This window comes from Ralstonia chuxiongensis, from assembly GCF_024158925.1.
In the GTDB taxonomy this organism is placed as follows: domain Bacteria; phylum Pseudomonadota; class Gammaproteobacteria; order Burkholderiales; family Burkholderiaceae; genus Ralstonia; species Ralstonia chuxiongensis.
In genome coordinates this window covers 132,713-150,457 of record NZ_JAMYWC010000002.1, presented here as the reverse complement: position 1 = coordinate 150,457, position 17,745 = coordinate 132,713, and the positions used below count along the sequence as shown (strand labels likewise).

The window sequence follows — 17,745 nt, the reverse complement described above, 5'->3', positions numbered from 1 at the left end:
AATCATGCGCATGCTCGTCAACGTGCGGATTCCGCACGAACCCTTCAACACCTACGTGCGCGATGGTTCCATCGCCGAACTGATTCCGCGCGTGATGGCCGAGAGCAAACCCGAGGTTGTCTACTTCACGGAGCAGAACGGCCATCGCGGTGCAGTGCTCATCGTCAATGTGGAATCGGCCTCGCACATTCCCGCGCTGGCGGAGCCGTGGTTTCTGCTGTTCAACGCAGACTGTGAGTTCCGCATCGTGATGAGTGCCGAGGATCTGCAGAAGGCGGGGTTGGCGGAGATCGGCGCCAAGTGGAAATGAGGTGACGCCTCGCGGCGCTCGTCCCCCGCCCATCCCCTTGTGCGGTGCACCTGCGATTGTCGTTACGTTTGGTTGCACTCAAACGCACATCCTCATCTGCGCGTCCCTACAATCGGTGGAACCAAAAACGAGAAGGAGGAAACAGATGACCCGAGCACAATGGATGGCGGCTGCCGCAATGGCCGCGCTGTGCACCGTTTCGCTGTCGGCGCAGGCCAAGGGCGGCAACGCCGGTGGCGGCTCTGCTGCGCATATGAGCAGCCACGGTATGTCCAACACCAACGGCCCGGACAGCCTGGACCGCGATAAAGGTAAGGCGCGTGCGGCAGACCGTGCCCATCAGCATGGCAAATCCACGCAGCACAAGCGCGCGGGCAAGGGCAAGTAAGCACCGCAACGCAGCAAAAAAAAGCCGGTCACGCAGACCGGCTTTTTTGTTGCGCGAGCGCTGAGTCAACAGCTCAGCAATTGCCCTTCTTCGCCTGTCCCGGCGGGCAGAAGCCATTGCCCGGGCCGCCTTGTGGGCGCATGACGGGGCCATCGTCGGGCAGATAGACGCAACCGCCCAGCAGCGATGCGCCCAAAGACAGGATGAGGATGATGTTCTTCATTGTGTAGTGAGGGGCGGGCTCCGCCCCCCTTTCCCTGGTTAGAAACTGAAGTTGACCCCGGTCTGGCTGCCGGCCGAAACGTTGACCGGATTGCTCAGCGTGGTGCCCGATGCACTGGTGGCCTGCACCGAATACTGACCCGCCGATGCCGACACCGCCGACAGCGCGATCGGCAGCGTCGCGCTGTACGTGCCGACCAGCGGCGCGGCTGCGGGCAACGCCAGCGAGTACGCGCCGGTATCGAGGTTGGCATTGGCCGAGGTGATCTCGTACGACACCGAGTTCACCGCCTGCAGCGCGCGCAGCGTAGCCTGCGCCGATGCGGTGGCCGTGCCGGAGGCGGTATTGGTGGTGGAGGCGGGCAGCGTGATCGGCGCGCCGGTGGTGGAAACCGTGGTCGTGGTGCTGGCCGTAACAGGCACGGTGCGGATGATGCCCGTGGCGTGGCCGGTCGGCTGCGCGTTGTCCACGATCACCACGTCATAAGCGCCATTGCTGCTGCTCTGCACCAGCGGCGACAGCACGAACTTGCCCGTGGCGTCCGCCACCGTGCCGCGGATGACCTGGCCGTTCTGCTCGGCATAGACCGTAGCGCCGGCCTGTGCGGTGGGCACGTAGCCGGTAATCGAACCGCTCACGACCGTAGGCGTTGCCGTGACGACAGGCTTGAGGCTGTAGCCGCCATTGCCCTGTTGCACGATCGATTTGCAGGCATTGAAATCCAGCACCAGATCGACCAGCGTGTTGGGCTGCACCGTGAAGGGCTGGATGATCTTGTAGCCGCTCTGCGTGCCGCTTGGAGTGGCCAGCGCCTGCTCGGTTGACGAGCCAGTGACCACCACGGAATTGGCCAGCGTGTTGCCCTGATTGGCAGACAACACCAGACGCAACTGTTGATATTGCCCGGCCGGCAGCGGGGCCGTACCGAGGTCAGTCAGCACGCCGTTGGTGAGGGAGAGCAGATCGACCTTCTGCGGCGTGGCCAACGCGATGTCGGTCCAGCCGGCGTCGGTGTCGGCGGCCGACGCGCTGGCGTTCACGCGCACCTTGTTGACCGTGACGTAGACGTGATCAAAGCCGCAGGACGGTGCGTCCGTCATCGAGACATGGAGGGTGCCCGAGCCGGCAGCCGTACCGCCATCCCCACCGCCGCATGCAGCGATGAGAAACGGCAGGGGCAATGCAAAGAGGATGTTTCGATAAGTTGTCTTCATGGTTGTCTCCTCGCTTGGGGGGGTGCCCGAAGCATAGTCCTGGCCATGGCACGCACTTTGGTCGATTTGAAACCAATCGTAACGCCGCTGGGGTGGGTGTGGTCTCACCCATTTGGGTTGCAAACGCTTGCGGTGCGCCGAAGATATTGCGGCACGCGATAGGGCACCGCCGATCGTGTGTCAGCGATGCAGCAGCGGATACAGCGCCAAGCCAAGCAACGCTGCCCCCGCCACGATCACCGGCTCGGGTAGCTTTTTGAACCTCACCAGCAGCAGGACCGTGGCCACGGCCAGAAGCGCCGTCGGCACATCGACGATGGAGCGCTTGGCCAGGACGATTACCGCGCCGGTAATGGCGCCCACGGCCGCTGCCGTTACGCCATCAACAAAGGCCTGGATGGCGGGCAGCTTGCCGTACTTCTTGAAGTACGGCGCCGGCAGAATGGTGAACAGGTAGCACGGCAGAAACGTGCCAAGCGCAGCCACGCACGCGCCGGGCACGCCCGCCACCAGGTAGCCGATAAAGCCGACGGTGATGACGACCGGGCCGGGCGTGATCATCGCTACGGCCACCGCGTCGACGAACTGCTTTTCGTTGAGCCAATGGTGCCCTGTGACCACGCCGCCGTAGAGAAACGGCACGATGGCGAGCCCCGAGCCAAATACGAACGCCCCAGCCTTGGCGAAGAACGCGCCAAGCTGCGCAAGCAGGGGCCAGTCGATCGTGCCAAGCAAACCGCTGGCCGCTGCGACGGGTGTGACGGCAACCACGTTCATGCGGCCCTGGCGCAGCCACTTGGGCGGCGCACGCCAGAACCACACCAGAACGCCGGCCGCCAGGAAGAGCCACGCCACTTCGGATTCAGTCACCACCGTCACCGCCGCCAGCAACAGGTAGATGGCCCACAGCAGCTTGTCTTTGCCGACGCTCTTGGTGGTGAGCTTGTGCGCGCTGATGGCGATGATGCCGATCACTGCCGCGCCCACGCCATAGAACACCGATTGCATCCACGTCAGCCCACCAAAGTGCACATAGGCCCAGCCCAGCGCCACCACCATCAGGAACGAGGGCAGCACGAAGGCAATGCCGACCAGCGTGGCGCCGACGATGCGGTAGTGCACACAGCCGAGGTAGATGGCCAATTGCGCGGCCAGCGGCCCCGGCGCGAGCTGGGCGAGCGCGAGGCCTTCCTTGTAGTCGGCCTCGGTGATCCACTGGCGTGCCTCCACCAAGTCGCGGCGCATGTAGCCGGCCAGCGCCACGGGGCCGCCAAAGCCCAGTGCGCCAAGCCGGAGGAAATACAGGACCAGCTGCCGCAGCGTATAGGTGGGACGTTCGGAGGCAATGTTCATGGGCTACCTGCGATGGGTGACTGCGGTCATGTTTTCCGGCTGCCGGAAAAATGCACATACAACGAGTCGAGCACGGTGCCGATCTCTGCGAGCAAGGCGTCGTCATCCGTCAGCCGCTTGCGGGCGCCCGCCAAGATGGCCTCGAACCCGCCGGCTTCCGGCGTGGCCGCGCCGCCCACGTCGAGTGCATGCACCATGGCGCCCAGGCGCGCGAGCCCGGCGTCCTCATCGAGCCCAAAGCTGGCGACGAGCACCTCAAACGAAACGCGGTCGCCAACATGCGTGAATGCTGCGCCGTCAAAGTCGAAGCCGAGCGCATCGGTAGGGCAATCGGACGGGCTGTCGAGCCACAGGAACCGCGCGTGCGGATCGATGAAGCGGTGGATGAGCCAGGCGCTGGCAACGCGGTCCACCCATAAGTGCCGGCGTGTTGCCCACAGGCGGCCCTGATATTGGATGGGATCACGGCGCGGAATGCTGCCGGAAGCGGCGCGGGGTTCGCCCGCCGATTGCGTCGCTTCGGCTGCCGCAGCAAAGTCGCGCCATTGCGCATCGGCGCGCACGGTCGCTTCGTTGGAGAAGAAATCGATCTTGCGGATGGCCTCGTAGGCGCGGGCATGGCGGCGCAGAAGCCGGTTGCGCTCGGCGGCGGGCAAGTCGGGGAGCGTCTTGCGCGCTTCAGACAGCTCGGCCAGCCACTCGGCGTAGTCGGGCGTGCGGTCGAACAGGGCGCGGTAGGCCGCGTCTTCCGCCGCATCGCTGGCCTGCACGCGCAGTACCCACGCCTGGCCGTCTTCCTGCAACGTCTCGTCTGCCAGGTCATTGAGTTGCGCTGTGTGTTCGGCACGCGCAGGCAGCAGGTAAACGCCATCGCGCAAGGCCACACAGCCGATGGCCTTGATGGCGCGCCAGATACGCATGCGCGCGGTTGCTCGGGCAGTGGGCAAGCTGACGATCAGCAGCAGCCACGAATCGGGGGAGGCGGTCATGACGGCAGCATAGGCGTGCGTCATAACCGCTGCAATCTTGTAGAGGTTCCTACATCAGCGCGGCAGCAGACCCATGGTTTTCGTCAGGAACGCTTTGACGTCGGCCTCTGCACGCCGGGCTTGCTCCAGGTTGGCGCCCGTGGATACGCCCCGGACGGTGCAGCGCTTGTAGTCCGCCTCCATGGCCTGCAGGCTGGCGTACTTTTCGCCGGTCTGCAGGTGGTAGTACGCATCGTGCTGCACGTCGATCATCGTCTGCGGGCACTCGCGCGCCGTGGTCGCGCCGGGGAAGTACTTGAAGTACGCCCGCGTGTTGTCGAAGTCGTGATACGCGCCGGGGTAGACGTGCACGTCAACGGCCTGCCCGTCACGCTGCATGATCTCCGCCGTATTGCGGCAGAGCTGTGCCGGGGTGTAGTCATCTTTCTCGCCCAGCGCGAGCATCAGCGGGGCGCCTGCCAGCGGTGGCGGCGGCACTTCCCACCAGAACGCCGAGCATCCCGGGTAGAAGCCGATGAGCGCCGCAAACCGCGTGTCGTCATCGATGACGCCTTTGCGGAACGCATCGAGCGTCATGTCGAGTGCCACACCGCCGCCGCGTGAAAAACCGATCTGCCCGATGCGCTTCGGGTCGATACGCGGATCGGTGCTCAGCAGCTTAAGCGCGAACAGCGCATCGGCGTCGTTGGCGGCCGGGTTCAGCTGCGACTGGTTGTCCATCGTGTTGGTGATGCCGCGTGGGCCAAACGAGTCCACCACAAAGGCGGCCATGCCCATCTGGTTGAACAGCCGCACCCACCGGTCGACGTCTTTCTGCTGCGGCCCGGCAGAGCCATGCGAAATCACCATCGCAGGCACGCGGCCCTGCAGGGTCTCGGGCAGATACAACGTGCCCCAGATGGGCGTGGGCATCTTGTCGAACTTGCGATGTTGGGAAGGAACACATTCTCAAATACCGTTGATTTTTACATTCTTTGTACATCGCTATTGATTGGCATTCCTAGAATCACGCCGTCCGCAACACTTTAAAAATAAATGCAGTGGGTCAAGTCGCGCGGACAGGGCTGATGCTCGCAGCGATGAGTTGGTCTGGCATGTGCACCGCTAAAGACGGGGCAGGTTCAGAGACAACCTTAGCGAGATGATCAGCCCACCGGGGAAGTTGGACTTCATCAAACCATCAAAGATAAGAAGGGGAAGTCTGCGCAAATCGCGCTACGTCTGTCCGGGGGGACAGACGTAGCGGCTTCTTTTCGCTGCGCGCGGACGCAAACGTATGTCTACGCCATTGTTCCAGCGCCGCCGCGGGCGGCTTCAGTTTGTCTCCATCGCGCTTGTTGCTTCGCCATTCGCCTTGTTTGGGGCGCTTGCGCATGCAGACTGCACCACCACCGGGCAGACCACCGTCTGCGATACGGCGGCACCCAACCCCGCCACATCCACCGTCGGCACCGGCAACGTGGCGGCAGAAGACAACCGCACGGTGACAGTGCAGAACGGCAGCACGCTGGCGGTGGGTGACACCAGCGCCATTGCCGTGCGCGACAACGCCAACATCACGGTGCAAACCGGCGGCACGGTCAGCGCGAACGCGGTGTCGAACTCCGGCTTTTACGGTACGGGCGGCAACGCGATCGACTTCCGCAACAACAGCACGCTGACGGTGCAGCAAGGCGCGCAGGTGCTGGCCAACGGCACACAGTTGAGCGGAGAGGCCGTCAATCCGGAAGGCACCGGCAACACCATCGTCAACGATGGCCTGATCAAGTCGGCGCACGGCGCGGCGATCTGGTTCCAGAACACCTCGGGCGGCAACACGGTCATCAACAACGCCACGGGGACGATCCAGACGGACGTCGCCAACGGCAACGTGATGGGTGCGTCGGGCAATGGGTCGGTCGATTTCACCAACCGCGGCAAGGTGATCGGCAACCTGATCTTTGCGGGCGGCAATGATGCCTTGCACTTCTATACCGGCTCGTCGGTGAGCGGCAGCATCAGCGGCGGCGGCGGTGCCAACGTCATCACACTCAACGGCACCGACAGCGCGACGCTGGGCACCATCACCAACTTCCAGACCCTGCAAAAGCAGGACAGCGGCACGTGGACGCTGTCCAAGACGCTCGCCAGCATGGGCGTGACCAATGCGGAGGTGCAGCAAGGCACGCTGATCCTGCAAGGCAATAACGGCACCTACACCGGCACGATGCAGGTAGACGCCGGCGGCACGCTGCAAGGCGACGCACTGAGCGTGACGAAGGCCGTGACGAACAACGGCCTGGTGCGCTTCCAGCAGGATGCGGATGGCAGCTATGCCGGCCAGATCGTCGGCGCAGGTGCGCTGGAGAAAACCGGCACCGGCACGCTCACGCTCGGCGCGGGCAATACGTACAGCGGCGGCACGACCATCACGCAGGGCACGCTCGCCATCGGTGCGGACAGCGCATTGGGCGGCGCCACGGGCGCGCTGACATTCAACGGCGGCACGCTGCAACTGACGGGCAATGTGGATGTGGCCGCCACGCGCGCCATCGACATCACCAATGCCAACGGCACGATCGATACGCAGGGCTTTACGTCGACCGTGAGCCAGGGCATTTCGGGCGTGGGGGCACTCACCAAGGCCGGCGGCGGCACGCTGGTGCTGGCGGGCGACAACACGTACCAGGGCGGCACCACTGTCGCCGCGGGGACGCTGCAACTCGGTAACGGTGGTACGTCGGGTTCGATCCTGGGCAATGTGGTGGACAACGGCACGCTGACGTTCAACCGATCGGACGTGTTCACCTTCGGCGGCACCGTCTCTGGCACGGGCGGCATCACGCAGGCCGGCACAGGCACGACCGTGCTGACCGCTAACAACGCGATCCAGGGCGACACGTTGGTCGCCAGCGGGGCGCTGGCCATTGGCGACGCGACACACACCAGTGCCGCGCTCGGCGTGTCGGCCACCAATGCGCCGCAGAGCTTGCGGCCGATGGCGGGCAGCAGCGGCAGCAATGTCCAGATTGCAGCCAACGCCACGCTGGGCGGCTACGGCACCGTGAACGGCGCCGTCACCAACAACGGTACGGTGGCCGTGGCCGACGCACTGGCGGCGTTTGCCAACAGCGGTAGCGGCAGCCTGACGATCAACGGGTCACTGAATAACGCCGGCACGGTGCAGGTTGGTGGCGCAGGCGTCGGTAACAAGCTGGTGGTCAACGGCAACTATGTCGGCAATGGCGGCGTGCTGGCCATCAACACCAAGCTGGGCACCGACAATTCGCCCACCGACAAGCTCGTCATTTCGGGCGGCACGGCGAGCGGCAATACGGCAGTGCGCGTCACCAATGCCGGCGGCGCTGGTGCGCGAACCACGGGTGATGGCATCGAAGTCGTCAGCGCCATCAATGGCGCGACCACGCAGGCCAATGCCTTCGCACTCGCCAACCGTGTGGTCGCTGGCCCGTATGAGTACACGCTGCAACGCGGTGGCTCGGCCAGCGCGGACAGCTGGTATCTGCGCACTCTGCAGACAGTAACCGAGGGCACCGGCGGCGCTGGCACGGGCACCACGCAGCCTGCGCTGCGTCAGGAGGTCTCGCTCTACACCGCCATTCCGTCGCTGACCTTGCTGTACGGTCGTGCGCTGCTCGATACGCTGCACGAACGCGTGGGTGAAGAGAGCAACCAAGCCACCGCACCGGCAGGCACATCCCCCGTGCTGCGCACCGGCTGGGCACGCGTAATCGCGCAGAAGGGCAGCCGCATGTCGGATGGCAACGGTATCTACGGTAACCAGGGCCCGGCGTTCAGCTATGACTTTGGCGGCGTGCAGTTCGGCGCCGATGTCTACCAGCGCCAGCGCGAAGACGGCAGCCACGACCACGCCGGCGGCTACTTCGCCACCGGCCGCATCGCGGCAGACGTGACGCACGCCGATGGCGCAGACGCCGGCCGTGACACCGTCAACGCCAACACGGTCGGCCTTTATTGGACGCACTTCGGCCCGTCAGGCTGGTATCTGGATGGCGTGGTGCAGGGCACGCGCTACGACGCCGATGCCTCGCCGCATGGCGTGAACGGCCTGAAGACGCACGCGCTCGGTTACGCGGCATCGCTTGAGGCGGGCTACCCGATCGCGCTGTCGCAGCAATGGCGTGTCGAGCCGCAAGCGCAGCTCGTGTATCAGCGTGCCGCGTTTGCCGATGCCAACGACGGTGCCGCCGATGTGCGCTTCAACTCGGTGAACTCGATGCTCGGCCGCCTGGGCGTGCGCGTGAGCAAGCGCTGGGGTGAATCGCCGGAACGTCAGCACACCGCGTGGCTGCGTGCGAATGTGTGGCATGAGTTCCGCGGTGAGACGGGCACGCAGATGTCGTCGCCGGACGGTGGCTTCGTGCCGTTCACGTCGCAACTGCCGAGCACGACGCTGGAGCTGACGGGCGGGCTCACGGCGCAGGTGGCGAAGAACGGCGTGTTCTATGCCAGCCTCGGCTACCAGGTCAGCGCGGACCGTCGCCTGCATGGCGTGAACGGCAAGGCTGGGGTGCGCTGGGGTTGGTAATGTGACATCGCTGATCCAGCCTGTGAAATAGAAAGAGCCGCATCAAGCGGCTCTTTTTTCTTAAACAGCAGCGCACGCTTACGCCGCGTTATCCCCACCTTCCTGCGCCTCCCGCTCTTCGCGTTCCTCGCGCTCTTCACGGGGCAGGGTCAGCATGCCGGTGTTGTAGACGTACTCATACACCTCGCCGTAGCGGCCCCATTCAATGCCGATCTTGAGCACGCGTTCGGCTTCTTCGGGCTTGAGGTACGCCTCCAGTTCGCGCAGCACATGTTCTTCGCGGATCTCGCCGTCTTCGTTGGCGTCCAGCTCGGCGCGGATGTGCGCGGCCAGGGCCACGCGCTCCAGCAGCTTCTGGCCGAACAGCACCTTGCGCTCGGGCGGTTCGGTTTCCATGTAGGTCTTGCCGAACGGCGTGACGATGATGTCGCCGCGCTCGATGGTGGCCAGTTGCAGCAGGGCCAGCGCTTCGCACGCGGGCAGCAGGTCGTCGTCGGTCACGCCGGCTTCTTCTGCCAAGTGCGGAAGGTCGGCTCGGCCGTTGAACGGTGCTTCGACCAGCAGGTCGAGAATGGCCTCCATCTGGCCGATTTCGGCATCGGGCAGGCGGTAGGCAAGCTGCTCGGCGGCGGGCTCCACGCCCACATGCACGCCAACACGCTCCGGCGAGGTCATCAGGCCGTACACCTCGTCGATGAGGTTGCGCACGGCGGCCGAATCACGATTGCGCGGGCGCGGGAACGGCACGCGCACCTCGGCGCGAATGCGCCCCGGATCGCTCGACAGGATGACGATGCGGTCCGCCATCATCACCGCCTCTTCGATGTTGTGCGAGACGATGAGGATGCTCTTGATGTTGGTGCGGCGGCCTTCCCACAGGTCGAGCATTTCGTCGCGCAGGTTCTCGCCGGTCAGCACGTCGAGCGCTGAAAACGCTTCATCCATCAGCAGCAGGTCGGGCTCGGTGACGAGCGCGCGCGCAATGCCCACACGCTGGCGCATGCCGCCGGAGAGTTCGCGGGGCAGGGCGCTGTTGAAACCCGACAGGCCGATCAGGTCGATGGCCTGTTCAGCGCGCTCTTCACGCTCGGCCTTGGCCACGCCTTGCGCTTCCAGGCCCAGCTCCACGTTCTGCTGCACGGTCAGCCACGGGAACAGTGCAAACGACTGGAACACCATCGCGATGCCCTGCACGGGGCCGGCGTATTCGCGCCCACGGAACAGCACCTGGCCACGATCGGCGCGCACCAGGCCCGCCATGATGCGCAGCAGCGTCGATTTGCCCGAGCCCGATTTGCCCAGCATGGCGACGATCTCGCCCTGGCGCAGGTTGAGGTCCACGCCTTCGAGCACGGCGCGGTCGGTGTGGTCTGCGGTGCGGAAGATCTTCGAGACGCCGCGCAGCTCCATGACGCTTTCAGCGCTCTGGCTATGGGTGCTGGTGGTAACCATGTGTGTTCTCTGCAAAATAAGGTCGTCTTAGAACGTGCTCAAGATCGGGGTGCGCAGTCGGATCATGAGCCTGTTCTTACAGGCGGGTGCGCTCTTGCGCAATGTCGTACAGGCGGTTCCACAGCAGCCGGTTGAAGCCGACCACGAACAGGCTCATCACGGCAATCCCGAGGGCAATGCGCGGGAAGTCGCCCTTCGATGTCATCTCGGCGATGTAGCTGCCCAGGCCCGTTGCCACCAGCGTGCGGTCGCCCCAGGACACGTATTCGGAGACGATGCTGGCGTTCCACGAACCGCCGGCGGCCGTCACCAGGCCCGTCAGCAGATTGGGGAACACGGCGGGAATGAGGAAGCGCTTCCACAGCAGCCAGCCGCGCAGGCCGAAGTTGCGGGCGGCCAGTTTCAGCTCGGTCGGGATGGCCGACGCGCCGGCAATCACGTTGAAGAGGATGTACCACTGCGTGCCGAAAATCATCAGCGGGCTCAACCAGATTTCGGGGTTGAGCGCGAAGCGCGCGATGAGCATGACCGCCAGCGGGAACATCAGGTTGGCCGGGAACGCCGCCAGGAACTGCGCCACCGGCTGGGCGATGCGTGCAACGTTCGGGTTCAGGCCGATGCGGATGCCGATCGGCACCCACACCAGGGCTGCCAGGGCAATCAGCAGGATCACGCGCACCATGGTCAGGAAGCCGAGCCAGAAGACGTGGCCGACCTCGGCCCAGCCCACCTCGGAACGCACGAATTGCAGCACGTGCGCCACCGCCACCAGCGCGGCCAGGATGATGACGACATCAGCGATGCGGTGCGACCACGGGAAGCGCGGCAGAAATCCGCTGCCGCCGACAGCGGTAGGCCGCGTGCGCTCGGCACCCCAGGACAGCGTGCGTTCGGCCATCGCGGCGGTGCGCTCGAGCAGCGCCTTGACCCACTCGGAGCGGCGCAGCAGGTCGAGCAGCCACGATTGCGGTTCGCGCTCCGACGACATCGTGTCGAAGCGGAAGCGGTCTGCCCAGGCAATCAGCGGGCGGAACAGCAACTGGTCGTACAGGATGATGCCGATCAGCATGGCCAGGATGGCCCAGCCGATGGCCGGCAGGTTCTGTTGCTGGATCGCCAGCGAGATGTACGAACCGATGCCCGGCAGCTTGATGTCGTGGCCCGACACCGAGATGGCTTCCGATGCGACCACGAAGAACCAGCCGCCCGACATCGACATCATCATGTTCCACAGCAGGCCTGGCATGGCGAACGGCACTTCCAGGCGCCAGAAGCGCTGCCACTTGGACAGCCGGAACACCGTGGCGGCCTCTTCCAGGTCGGTCGGGATGGTGCGAAACGATTGGTACAACGAGAACGCCATGTTCCACGCCTGCGACGTGAAGATGGCGAAGATGGCCGCGCATTCCACGCCCACCAGGTTGCCCGGAAACAGCGCAATGAAACCCGTGACCGTGATCGACAGGAAACCTAGCACCGGAATCGATTGCAGGATGTCCAGCGCCGGCACCATCACCTTCTCGGCCGTGCGGTTCTTGGAAGCAATGGCGGCAAACGCAAACGAGAACGCCAGCGACGCGCCCAGCGCCAGGAGCATGCGGATGCTGGTGCGCAACAGGTAATACGGCAGCTCAATGACGTCCAGGCTCACGTCCAGCTGTTCGCCAGGCGTGTAGGGCACGTTCATCTGCTTGGCGGCATAGGCCACGAGCAAGATGGCCGCCAGGATGATCGGCAGCAGGGCCAAGTCAAACCGGTTGGGCGGCGCAGTCAGCAGGTGGCCGAAGTTGACGCCAAAGTTGGTACCGAAGGTGGTACCCAAGCGGCCCCGGATGGTGGTTTCGTTGTCGTTTTGCTGCATCTTGGATAACCGGGACGGAAACCGCGGACGAAATTCGGGCGCCTCAAGGCCTGGGGCCGAGGCGCGATACATGGCGTGCGGGGCGGGGCGCAGTGCTTTGCGCAAGCGTTGCTTGGCACCCGGCGGCAAGCCGCCTAGTTTACCTTGCGTAACGTCAGAGGCCGCCGCGCGGTTGTCAGTCTGACGACGTCACATTCCAGAAATGTGACAGAGATACGACAACGCCGGTTTGTCATGTTTTATCCAACACATCACCTGCCGTGTTGCTCCGGAGGCCGCCATGTCCGTCATTGCGCAAGTGATCGTTACCGTACAGGGCCGCGTGCAAGGCGTCGGCTATCGCGCGGCGTGTGTCGACCGCGCCCGCCTACTCGGTCTGCGTGGCTGGGTGCGCAACCGCCGCGATGGGGCGGTCGAGGCGTTTCTGGCTGGCCCCGAGCCCAATGTGTTGAGTATGCGGGAATGGATGTGGGAGGGGCCAGACAACGCGCTGGTCACGCAGCTGGAGGTGGTCACGGGCGAGCATGAGGTGCTCGTCCACGGCTTCGAGATTCGCCCGACGGTGTAACGCTCGGCACCGCGGTCTCCAAGCAACTGAAGGCGCGCATTGAAACAAAAAGGGCGACCGCGCAGGCCGCCCTTCTTTCGCTGATGGCATTGCTGGCGGATCAATAGACGTTCGGCACGATCATCTCTTCCGGCACCGGGTGGCGAATGTACTCCGCGTGGTGCACGCGCTCGGGCAGCGACACCGGCGAATGCGGCACCGGGTGGTAAGGCACTTGGCCAAGCAAGTGGTGGATGCAATTCAGGCGCGCGCGCTTCTTGTCGTCCGCCAGCACCACCCACCAGGGCGACTCGGGAATGTGCGAGCGCTCGAGCATCGCCTCCTTGGCCTGCGTATAGGCTTCCCAGCGGCGGCGGCTTTCCAAGTCCATCGGGCTCAGCTTCCACTGCTTGAGCGGATCGGCGATACGGCTCTGGAACCGCACTTCCTGCTCTTCGTCCGTCACCGAGAACCAGTATTTGACGATCTGGATGCCCGAGCGCGCGAGCATCTTTTCGAACTCGGGCACGGAGCGGAAGAACTCGTCGTATTCCTCGTCGGTGCAGAAACCCATCACGCGTTCGACGCCGGCGCGGTTGTACCAACTGCGATCGAACAGGACGATCTCGCCGGCGGCGGGCAGGTGCGCCACATAGCGCTGGAAGTACCATTGCGTACGTTCGCGGTTGGTGGGTGCGGGCAGGGCGGCCACGCGGCACACCCGCGGGTTCAGCCGCTGCGTGATGCGCTTGATGGCGCCACCTTTGCCGGCGGCATCGCGCCCTTCGAAGATCACCACCAGCCGGTGGCCAGTCTCGATCACCCAGTCCTGCAGCTTGACGAGCTCGCCTTGCAGGCGGAACAGCTCGCGGAAGTACATGCGTCGCGTTTCGCGCGCTTCGTCGCTGATGCCTTCGCCGCCACCGAGCAGGTGGTCGTCGATTTCCATCTCCAGCTCTTCGTCAAGCGTGTCGAGCAGGTCTTCCTGCAGGCGCGCCTGCCGGGCTGCGTCACGTTCGCTCATGGTGTGTTGCTCCTGCCGATCTTGCGGATATTGCCGAGAGGGGGGCGCTGCGCATGGGCGGCGCAGTGCAAGTCTAAGCCCGACTAGGTAGCACAAGCATGTGGCAGGGGAGTGACACGCGGGCGTCACGCCGCCCGAAGGCTTAACTGGACTCGCCTTCCAGCATGAACTTGGCGCCATCGTCCTGGCCGAGCAGGCGCACCAGCGTGGGCATGGCTTCCTGCAATTGCGCCTTGAGCGTCCAAGGCGGGTTGACGATGAACATGCCGCTGCCGTGCAAGCCCAGGCCACCCTCGACCGGATGCCTGACGGTGAGCGTGACGTGCAGCCAATCCTTGGGGCGCAACTGCTTCAGGCGCGAGGGAAATTGCGCGGCCTCGCGCCGCTGCACGAGCGGATACCAGACCGCAAACATGCCGGTCGCAAAGCGCTGCAGGCTGTCCTGCAGCGAATGCACGGTGCGGGCGTAATCCTGCTTGTCTTCAAACGACGGATCGATCAGCACGAGCGCGCGGCGCGGCGGCGGCGGCAGGATCGCCTTGATGCCGGCAAAGCCATCGCCGTCGTACAGCATGACCTTGCGCCCGGCGCCGCGAAAGTTGTTGGACAGCACCTTGATCTCGGAGCTGTGCAGCTCGAACAGGCGCAAGCGATCGGCGTCGCGCAGCATTTGCCACGCCAGCCACGGCGAGCCTGGGTAGTGCCTCAGTTCACCGTTGGGATTCAGCTCGCGCACCTGGTCGAGGTAGGCATCGAGCAGCTGCGGCAGCGTTTCGCCGGCTTGGGCCGCGCGCCACAGCGGGCCAATGCCGGTATCGAACTCGGCCTTCTTTTGCGCCCATTCGTGGTCCAGCGCGTAGAGGCCAGCGCCGGCGTGCGTGTCGATGTACCAGAACGGCTTGTCCTTCTGCGTGAGGTAATCGAGCATCTGCACAAGCACGGCGTGCTTGAGGACATCGGCGTGATTGCCGGCGTGGAAGGCGTGACGGTAACTGAGCATCGGCGGGCCATGTGCGCCCGGAGTATCAGGCGCGGGCAGAGAAAACGGTAGGCGCGAATGCTACCACCGCGCGGGATGCGTCCCTAGCGGCACGCTGGGCAGCGTCCAGTGCGGCGGCGTATCGGAGAGCTGCCCCGCGTGGCGCAGCGCGGTAAGCGCACCAAAGCCGGAGGGCGACGTTTCCAGGTAAGCACCGATGTCTTCATAGCGCGGGTCGGCCGCATCAAAGCCGTTGACCACGCGGCCGAAGCTGCGCAGCCATTGCGCCGTCTGCGCGAGCGACACACGCACGTGCCAGCTTCCGCCCTCGGTCATGCGGCGCGAAAGAGCAGTCATGGCGCCGGCCGCCATCAGGTAACCCGCGCCGTGGTCCAGCGCCTGTGCGGGTAGCGGGCGCGGCTTGGCATCACCGGCTGCCTGCGCTTCCGCCCAGTTGAACCCGCTGGCGGTCTGCACAAGCGAATCGAAGCCTCGGCGATTGGCCCAGGGGCCGTCATAGCCGTATGCGCACAGGCTCACGTAGACGATGCCCAGGCGCAGCGCCGCAACCTGCTCGGGCCCAAACTGCAACGCCGCCAAGCCACCGGGCCGATAGCCCTGGACGAAGATATCGGCGTCGCGCAGCAGCGTGCGGAGTTGCCCGGCACCCGCCGCATCACGCAAGTCGAGCTGCGCGGAGCGCTTGCCGCGCCCGGTGTCGATCACCAGCGGCGGAACGGCGGGCAGATGCGGCGCCGTGACGAGCAGCACATCTGCCCCATGCGCCGCCAGTGTCCGGCCGCAAACGGGGCCGGCAATCACGCGCGTGAGATCGAGCACGCGCACACCCGAGAGCGGACGGCCATTGGCATGCGCGGGCAGGGGCTGCGGGGGCGCGTCGCCAATGCGTTCGATCGTCATCAGCGGTTGGCGCGCCACGGCCATGCCTTGCGGGTGCGCGTCCCACTCTTCAAACGTGCGCGCGGCGGTCACGACCATGCCCGCCTGCGCTGCTGCCTCTTCAAACGCTTCCGCCTTCCATTGGTTGAGCGCGGCGGCCACGGCGTCCCGGTCATGCGCGCAGCCGAGCAACTTCAGCACGCCGTCACGGTGATGCGGAAAGTTGGTGTGCAGACGCACCCAGCGGCCATCGCCGCAGCGGTAGAGCCCGGCAATCTTGTCCCACGGTTCGGGCGGCAACTGGCCATCGAGACGGAAGTAGCGCTCCGAGCGAAATTCCAACGCGGCGTGATGCATGTCGACCGACACGGTCTGCTGCCGCCCGCTGCGCAACGTGTCGACCTGCGCCGCCGCAAGCGCAGCGGCAGCGATGGTGCTTTGCGCGAGCGTGCCCACGGCAAACGACGACGGCAGCGCCGGCTCCGCGCCCGTGAGCGTTGCACGCGACAGCGCATCCGCCGGCTGGCCGAGCACGCTCCATAACTGGCTGAGTGCGCCGGCGGGGCTGACAGTCTGCGTGGAAGGATCAACCACATCAGCAACGGGTGACGGCATGGCGGGGCTCCGCGGGGAAAGTGCGCCCATTACAGTCCCGCGCCGCCGATAGCGTCAACATTGACTAGACTGATCAACCTCGATTGCCGTCCACCTCATCCGGCCCGATGACCACCTACCTCAATGCCGCCGAAGCCGCCGCGCGACTGCATATCTCGCGCCCCACGCTGTACGCCTATGTGAGCCGCGGGCTGTTGGCGGCGTACCCGTCGCCCGATGGACGCGGCAGCCGCTATCGCGAAGCCGATGTTGCCCGCCTGGCCGATCAGCGTTCCGGCGGACGGCGCCCGCGCCAGGTGGTGCGCCACGCGCTGGACTGGGGCCTGCCGGTCATGGAATCGGCCATCACGCTGATCGATCACGGGCAGTTGTTCTATCGCGGCACGCCTGCTTTGGAATTGGCCGAACGCGCCACGCTGGAGGCCGTTGCGGCGCAACTCTGGCAATGCGAAGAGGCGGCAGCCTTCAACACGCCCGCGCCGATGTTGCCGAAGAGCTGGTATGCGGCGCTCACGTCGTTGGCAGACGCGGACATCCGCCAACGCTGCATGGCGCTGTGCGCGCTTGCTTTGCCGGCGCTGGACGAGGCCGCGTGGCGGCAGGATTCCGCACGCACCGCGCGCGATGCCGGCGCACTCCTGCGCGTGGTGTTTGCCGCCATGCTCGGCCACAATCCCGACACCGCACCCGTGCATCTGCAATGCAAGCAGGCATGGAACGTTGATGCGCACGCCGCCGAGGCCATCCGCGTCGCATTGGTGCTCTGCGCCGATCACGAACTCAATGCCTCAAGCTTTGCGGCACGCGTTGTCGCATCGACGGGCGCCAGCCTGGGCGCCGTGGTGAGCGCCGGCTTGGCTGCGCTCACCGGTGGCCGCCATGGCGGCACCACGGCGCGCGTGGAGGCATTGCTGAGCGAGCTGGAAGGGGAGCGCTCCGTGGCAACGGCACTGCGCCGTCGGCTTGATCGCGGCGATACGCTGCCGGGCTTTGGCCACCCGCTGTATCGCAAGGCCGACCCGCGCGCCGACGCAATCCTGGCGCAGTTGCCGAAGGCGGGCGCGGTACGCAGGCGGCTGCAATCGGTGATTGATGCCGTGGCCGGGCTGACCGGCGATGGGCCATCGGTGGATTTCGCGCTGGTGGCCACCCGGCGTGTGCTCGGGCTACCGGAAGGTTCAGGCTTTGGCCTGTTTGCAGCGGGGCGTACGGCAGGCTGGATTGCGCACGCGCTGGAGCAGCGCGCGGCGGGGCAGTTGATCCGCCCGAGAGCCGCCTATGTGGGGCCGATGCCAGCCGCGCCGGACGCACCGGCGGGCCGCATCATTCGTGTGCGCTGAG

Annotated in this window: 15 protein-coding genes; 5 read left to right on the top strand and 10 right to left on the bottom strand. The window is 65.4% G+C overall.

Annotation, left to right across the window (positions count from 1 at the left end; genetic code table 11):
* Positions 1–4: 4 nt before the first annotated feature.
* A complete protein-coding gene (locus tag NKG59_RS05310; protein ID WP_024977174.1) occupies positions 5–310 on the top strand; it encodes a hypothetical protein in 306 nt (101 codons plus the stop codon).
* Between the two features lie 145 nt (positions 311–455).
* Positions 456–698 (top strand): hypothetical protein, encoded by a 243-nt coding sequence (locus NKG59_RS05305; RefSeq protein ID WP_156158423.1) that lies wholly within the window; start codon positions 456–458, stop codon positions 696–698.
* A 73-nt stretch (positions 699–771) separates the two neighbouring features.
* On the opposite strand, the gene NKG59_RS05300 is transcribed toward NKG59_RS05305, so the two are convergent.
* The 5 genes from NKG59_RS05300 to NKG59_RS05280 form a co-directional block, all read right to left on the bottom strand.
* Positions 772–921, bottom strand: a complete 150-nt coding sequence (locus NKG59_RS05300; RefSeq protein WP_037031851.1) for a hypothetical protein — start codon at positions 919–921, stop codon at positions 772–774.
* A 38-nt stretch (positions 922–959) separates the two neighbouring features.
* Positions 960–2,135 carry a DUF4382 domain-containing protein gene (locus NKG59_RS05295; RefSeq protein ID WP_253535784.1) on the bottom strand — a complete coding sequence of 392 codons (1,176 nt, stop codon included), beginning with the start codon at positions 2,133–2,135 and terminating at the stop codon, positions 960–962.
* Between the two features lie 180 nt (positions 2,136–2,315).
* On the bottom strand, positions 2,316–3,488 hold the full coding sequence (locus NKG59_RS05290; RefSeq protein WP_253535783.1) for a chromate transporter: 1,173 nt from the start codon (positions 3,486–3,488) through the stop codon (positions 2,316–2,318).
* A gap of 26 nt (positions 3,489–3,514) precedes the next feature.
* Positions 3,515–4,477 carry a chromate resistance protein ChrB domain-containing protein gene (locus tag NKG59_RS05285; RefSeq protein WP_253536462.1) on the bottom strand — a complete coding sequence of 321 codons (963 nt, stop codon included), beginning with the start codon at positions 4,475–4,477 and terminating at the stop codon, positions 3,515–3,517.
* Between the two features lie 54 nt (positions 4,478–4,531).
* The gene (locus tag NKG59_RS05280; protein ID WP_253535782.1) at positions 4,532–5,389 is read right to left on the bottom strand and encodes a dienelactone hydrolase family protein; all 858 of its coding nucleotides are present in this window, start codon (positions 5,387–5,389) and stop codon (positions 4,532–4,534) included.
* A gap of 364 nt (positions 5,390–5,753) precedes the next feature.
* On the opposite strand from NKG59_RS05280, the gene NKG59_RS05275 reads away from it, so the two are divergent.
* Positions 5,754–9,026 (top strand): autotransporter outer membrane beta-barrel domain-containing protein, encoded by a 3,273-nt coding sequence (locus tag NKG59_RS05275; RefSeq protein ID WP_253535781.1) that lies wholly within the window; start codon positions 5,754–5,756, stop codon positions 9,024–9,026.
* 78 nt (positions 9,027–9,104) lie between these two features.
* Here the strand turns inward: NKG59_RS05275 and NKG59_RS05270 are convergent, their stop codons facing one another.
* Both NKG59_RS05270 and NKG59_RS05265 read right to left on the bottom strand, forming a co-directional pair.
* The gene (locus NKG59_RS05270) at positions 9,105–10,478 is read right to left on the bottom strand and encodes an ABC transporter ATP-binding protein (protein ID WP_024977182.1); all 1,374 of its coding nucleotides are present in this window, start codon (positions 10,476–10,478) and stop codon (positions 9,105–9,107) included.
* Between the two features lie 76 nt (positions 10,479–10,554).
* A complete protein-coding gene (locus NKG59_RS05265) occupies positions 10,555–12,339 on the bottom strand; it encodes an ABC transporter permease (protein WP_253535780.1) in 1,785 nt (594 codons plus the stop codon).
* Positions 12,340–12,619: 280 nt separating this feature from the next.
* On the opposite strand from NKG59_RS05265, the gene NKG59_RS05260 reads away from it, so the two are divergent.
* Positions 12,620–12,907, top strand: coding sequence for an acylphosphatase (locus tag NKG59_RS05260; protein WP_045205260.1), 288 nt, complete (start codon positions 12,620–12,622; stop codon positions 12,905–12,907).
* A gap of 100 nt (positions 12,908–13,007) precedes the next feature.
* Here the strand turns inward: NKG59_RS05260 and ppk2 are convergent, their stop codons facing one another.
* From ppk2 to NKG59_RS05245, 3 genes are all read right to left on the bottom strand, one after another.
* Positions 13,008–13,910, bottom strand: coding sequence for a polyphosphate kinase 2 (gene ppk2 / locus NKG59_RS05255; protein ID WP_253535779.1), 903 nt, complete (start codon positions 13,908–13,910; stop codon positions 13,008–13,010).
* A 142-nt stretch (positions 13,911–14,052) separates the two neighbouring features.
* Positions 14,053–14,910 (bottom strand): 23S rRNA (adenine(2030)-N(6))-methyltransferase RlmJ, encoded by an 858-nt coding sequence (locus NKG59_RS05250; protein WP_253535778.1) that lies wholly within the window; start codon positions 14,908–14,910, stop codon positions 14,053–14,055.
* Positions 14,911–14,970: 60 nt separating this feature from the next.
* Complete coding sequence (locus NKG59_RS05245; RefSeq protein WP_253535777.1) at positions 14,971–16,404, bottom strand: CoA transferase; 1,434 nt, start codon at positions 16,402–16,404, stop codon at positions 14,971–14,973.
* A gap of 107 nt (positions 16,405–16,511) precedes the next feature.
* Between NKG59_RS05245 and NKG59_RS05240 the strand changes: the two genes are divergently transcribed.
* Complete coding sequence (locus NKG59_RS05240) at positions 16,512–17,744, top strand: citrate synthase family protein (protein ID WP_253535776.1); 1,233 nt, start codon at positions 16,512–16,514, stop codon at positions 17,742–17,744.
* Position 17,745 lies beyond the last annotated feature (1 nt).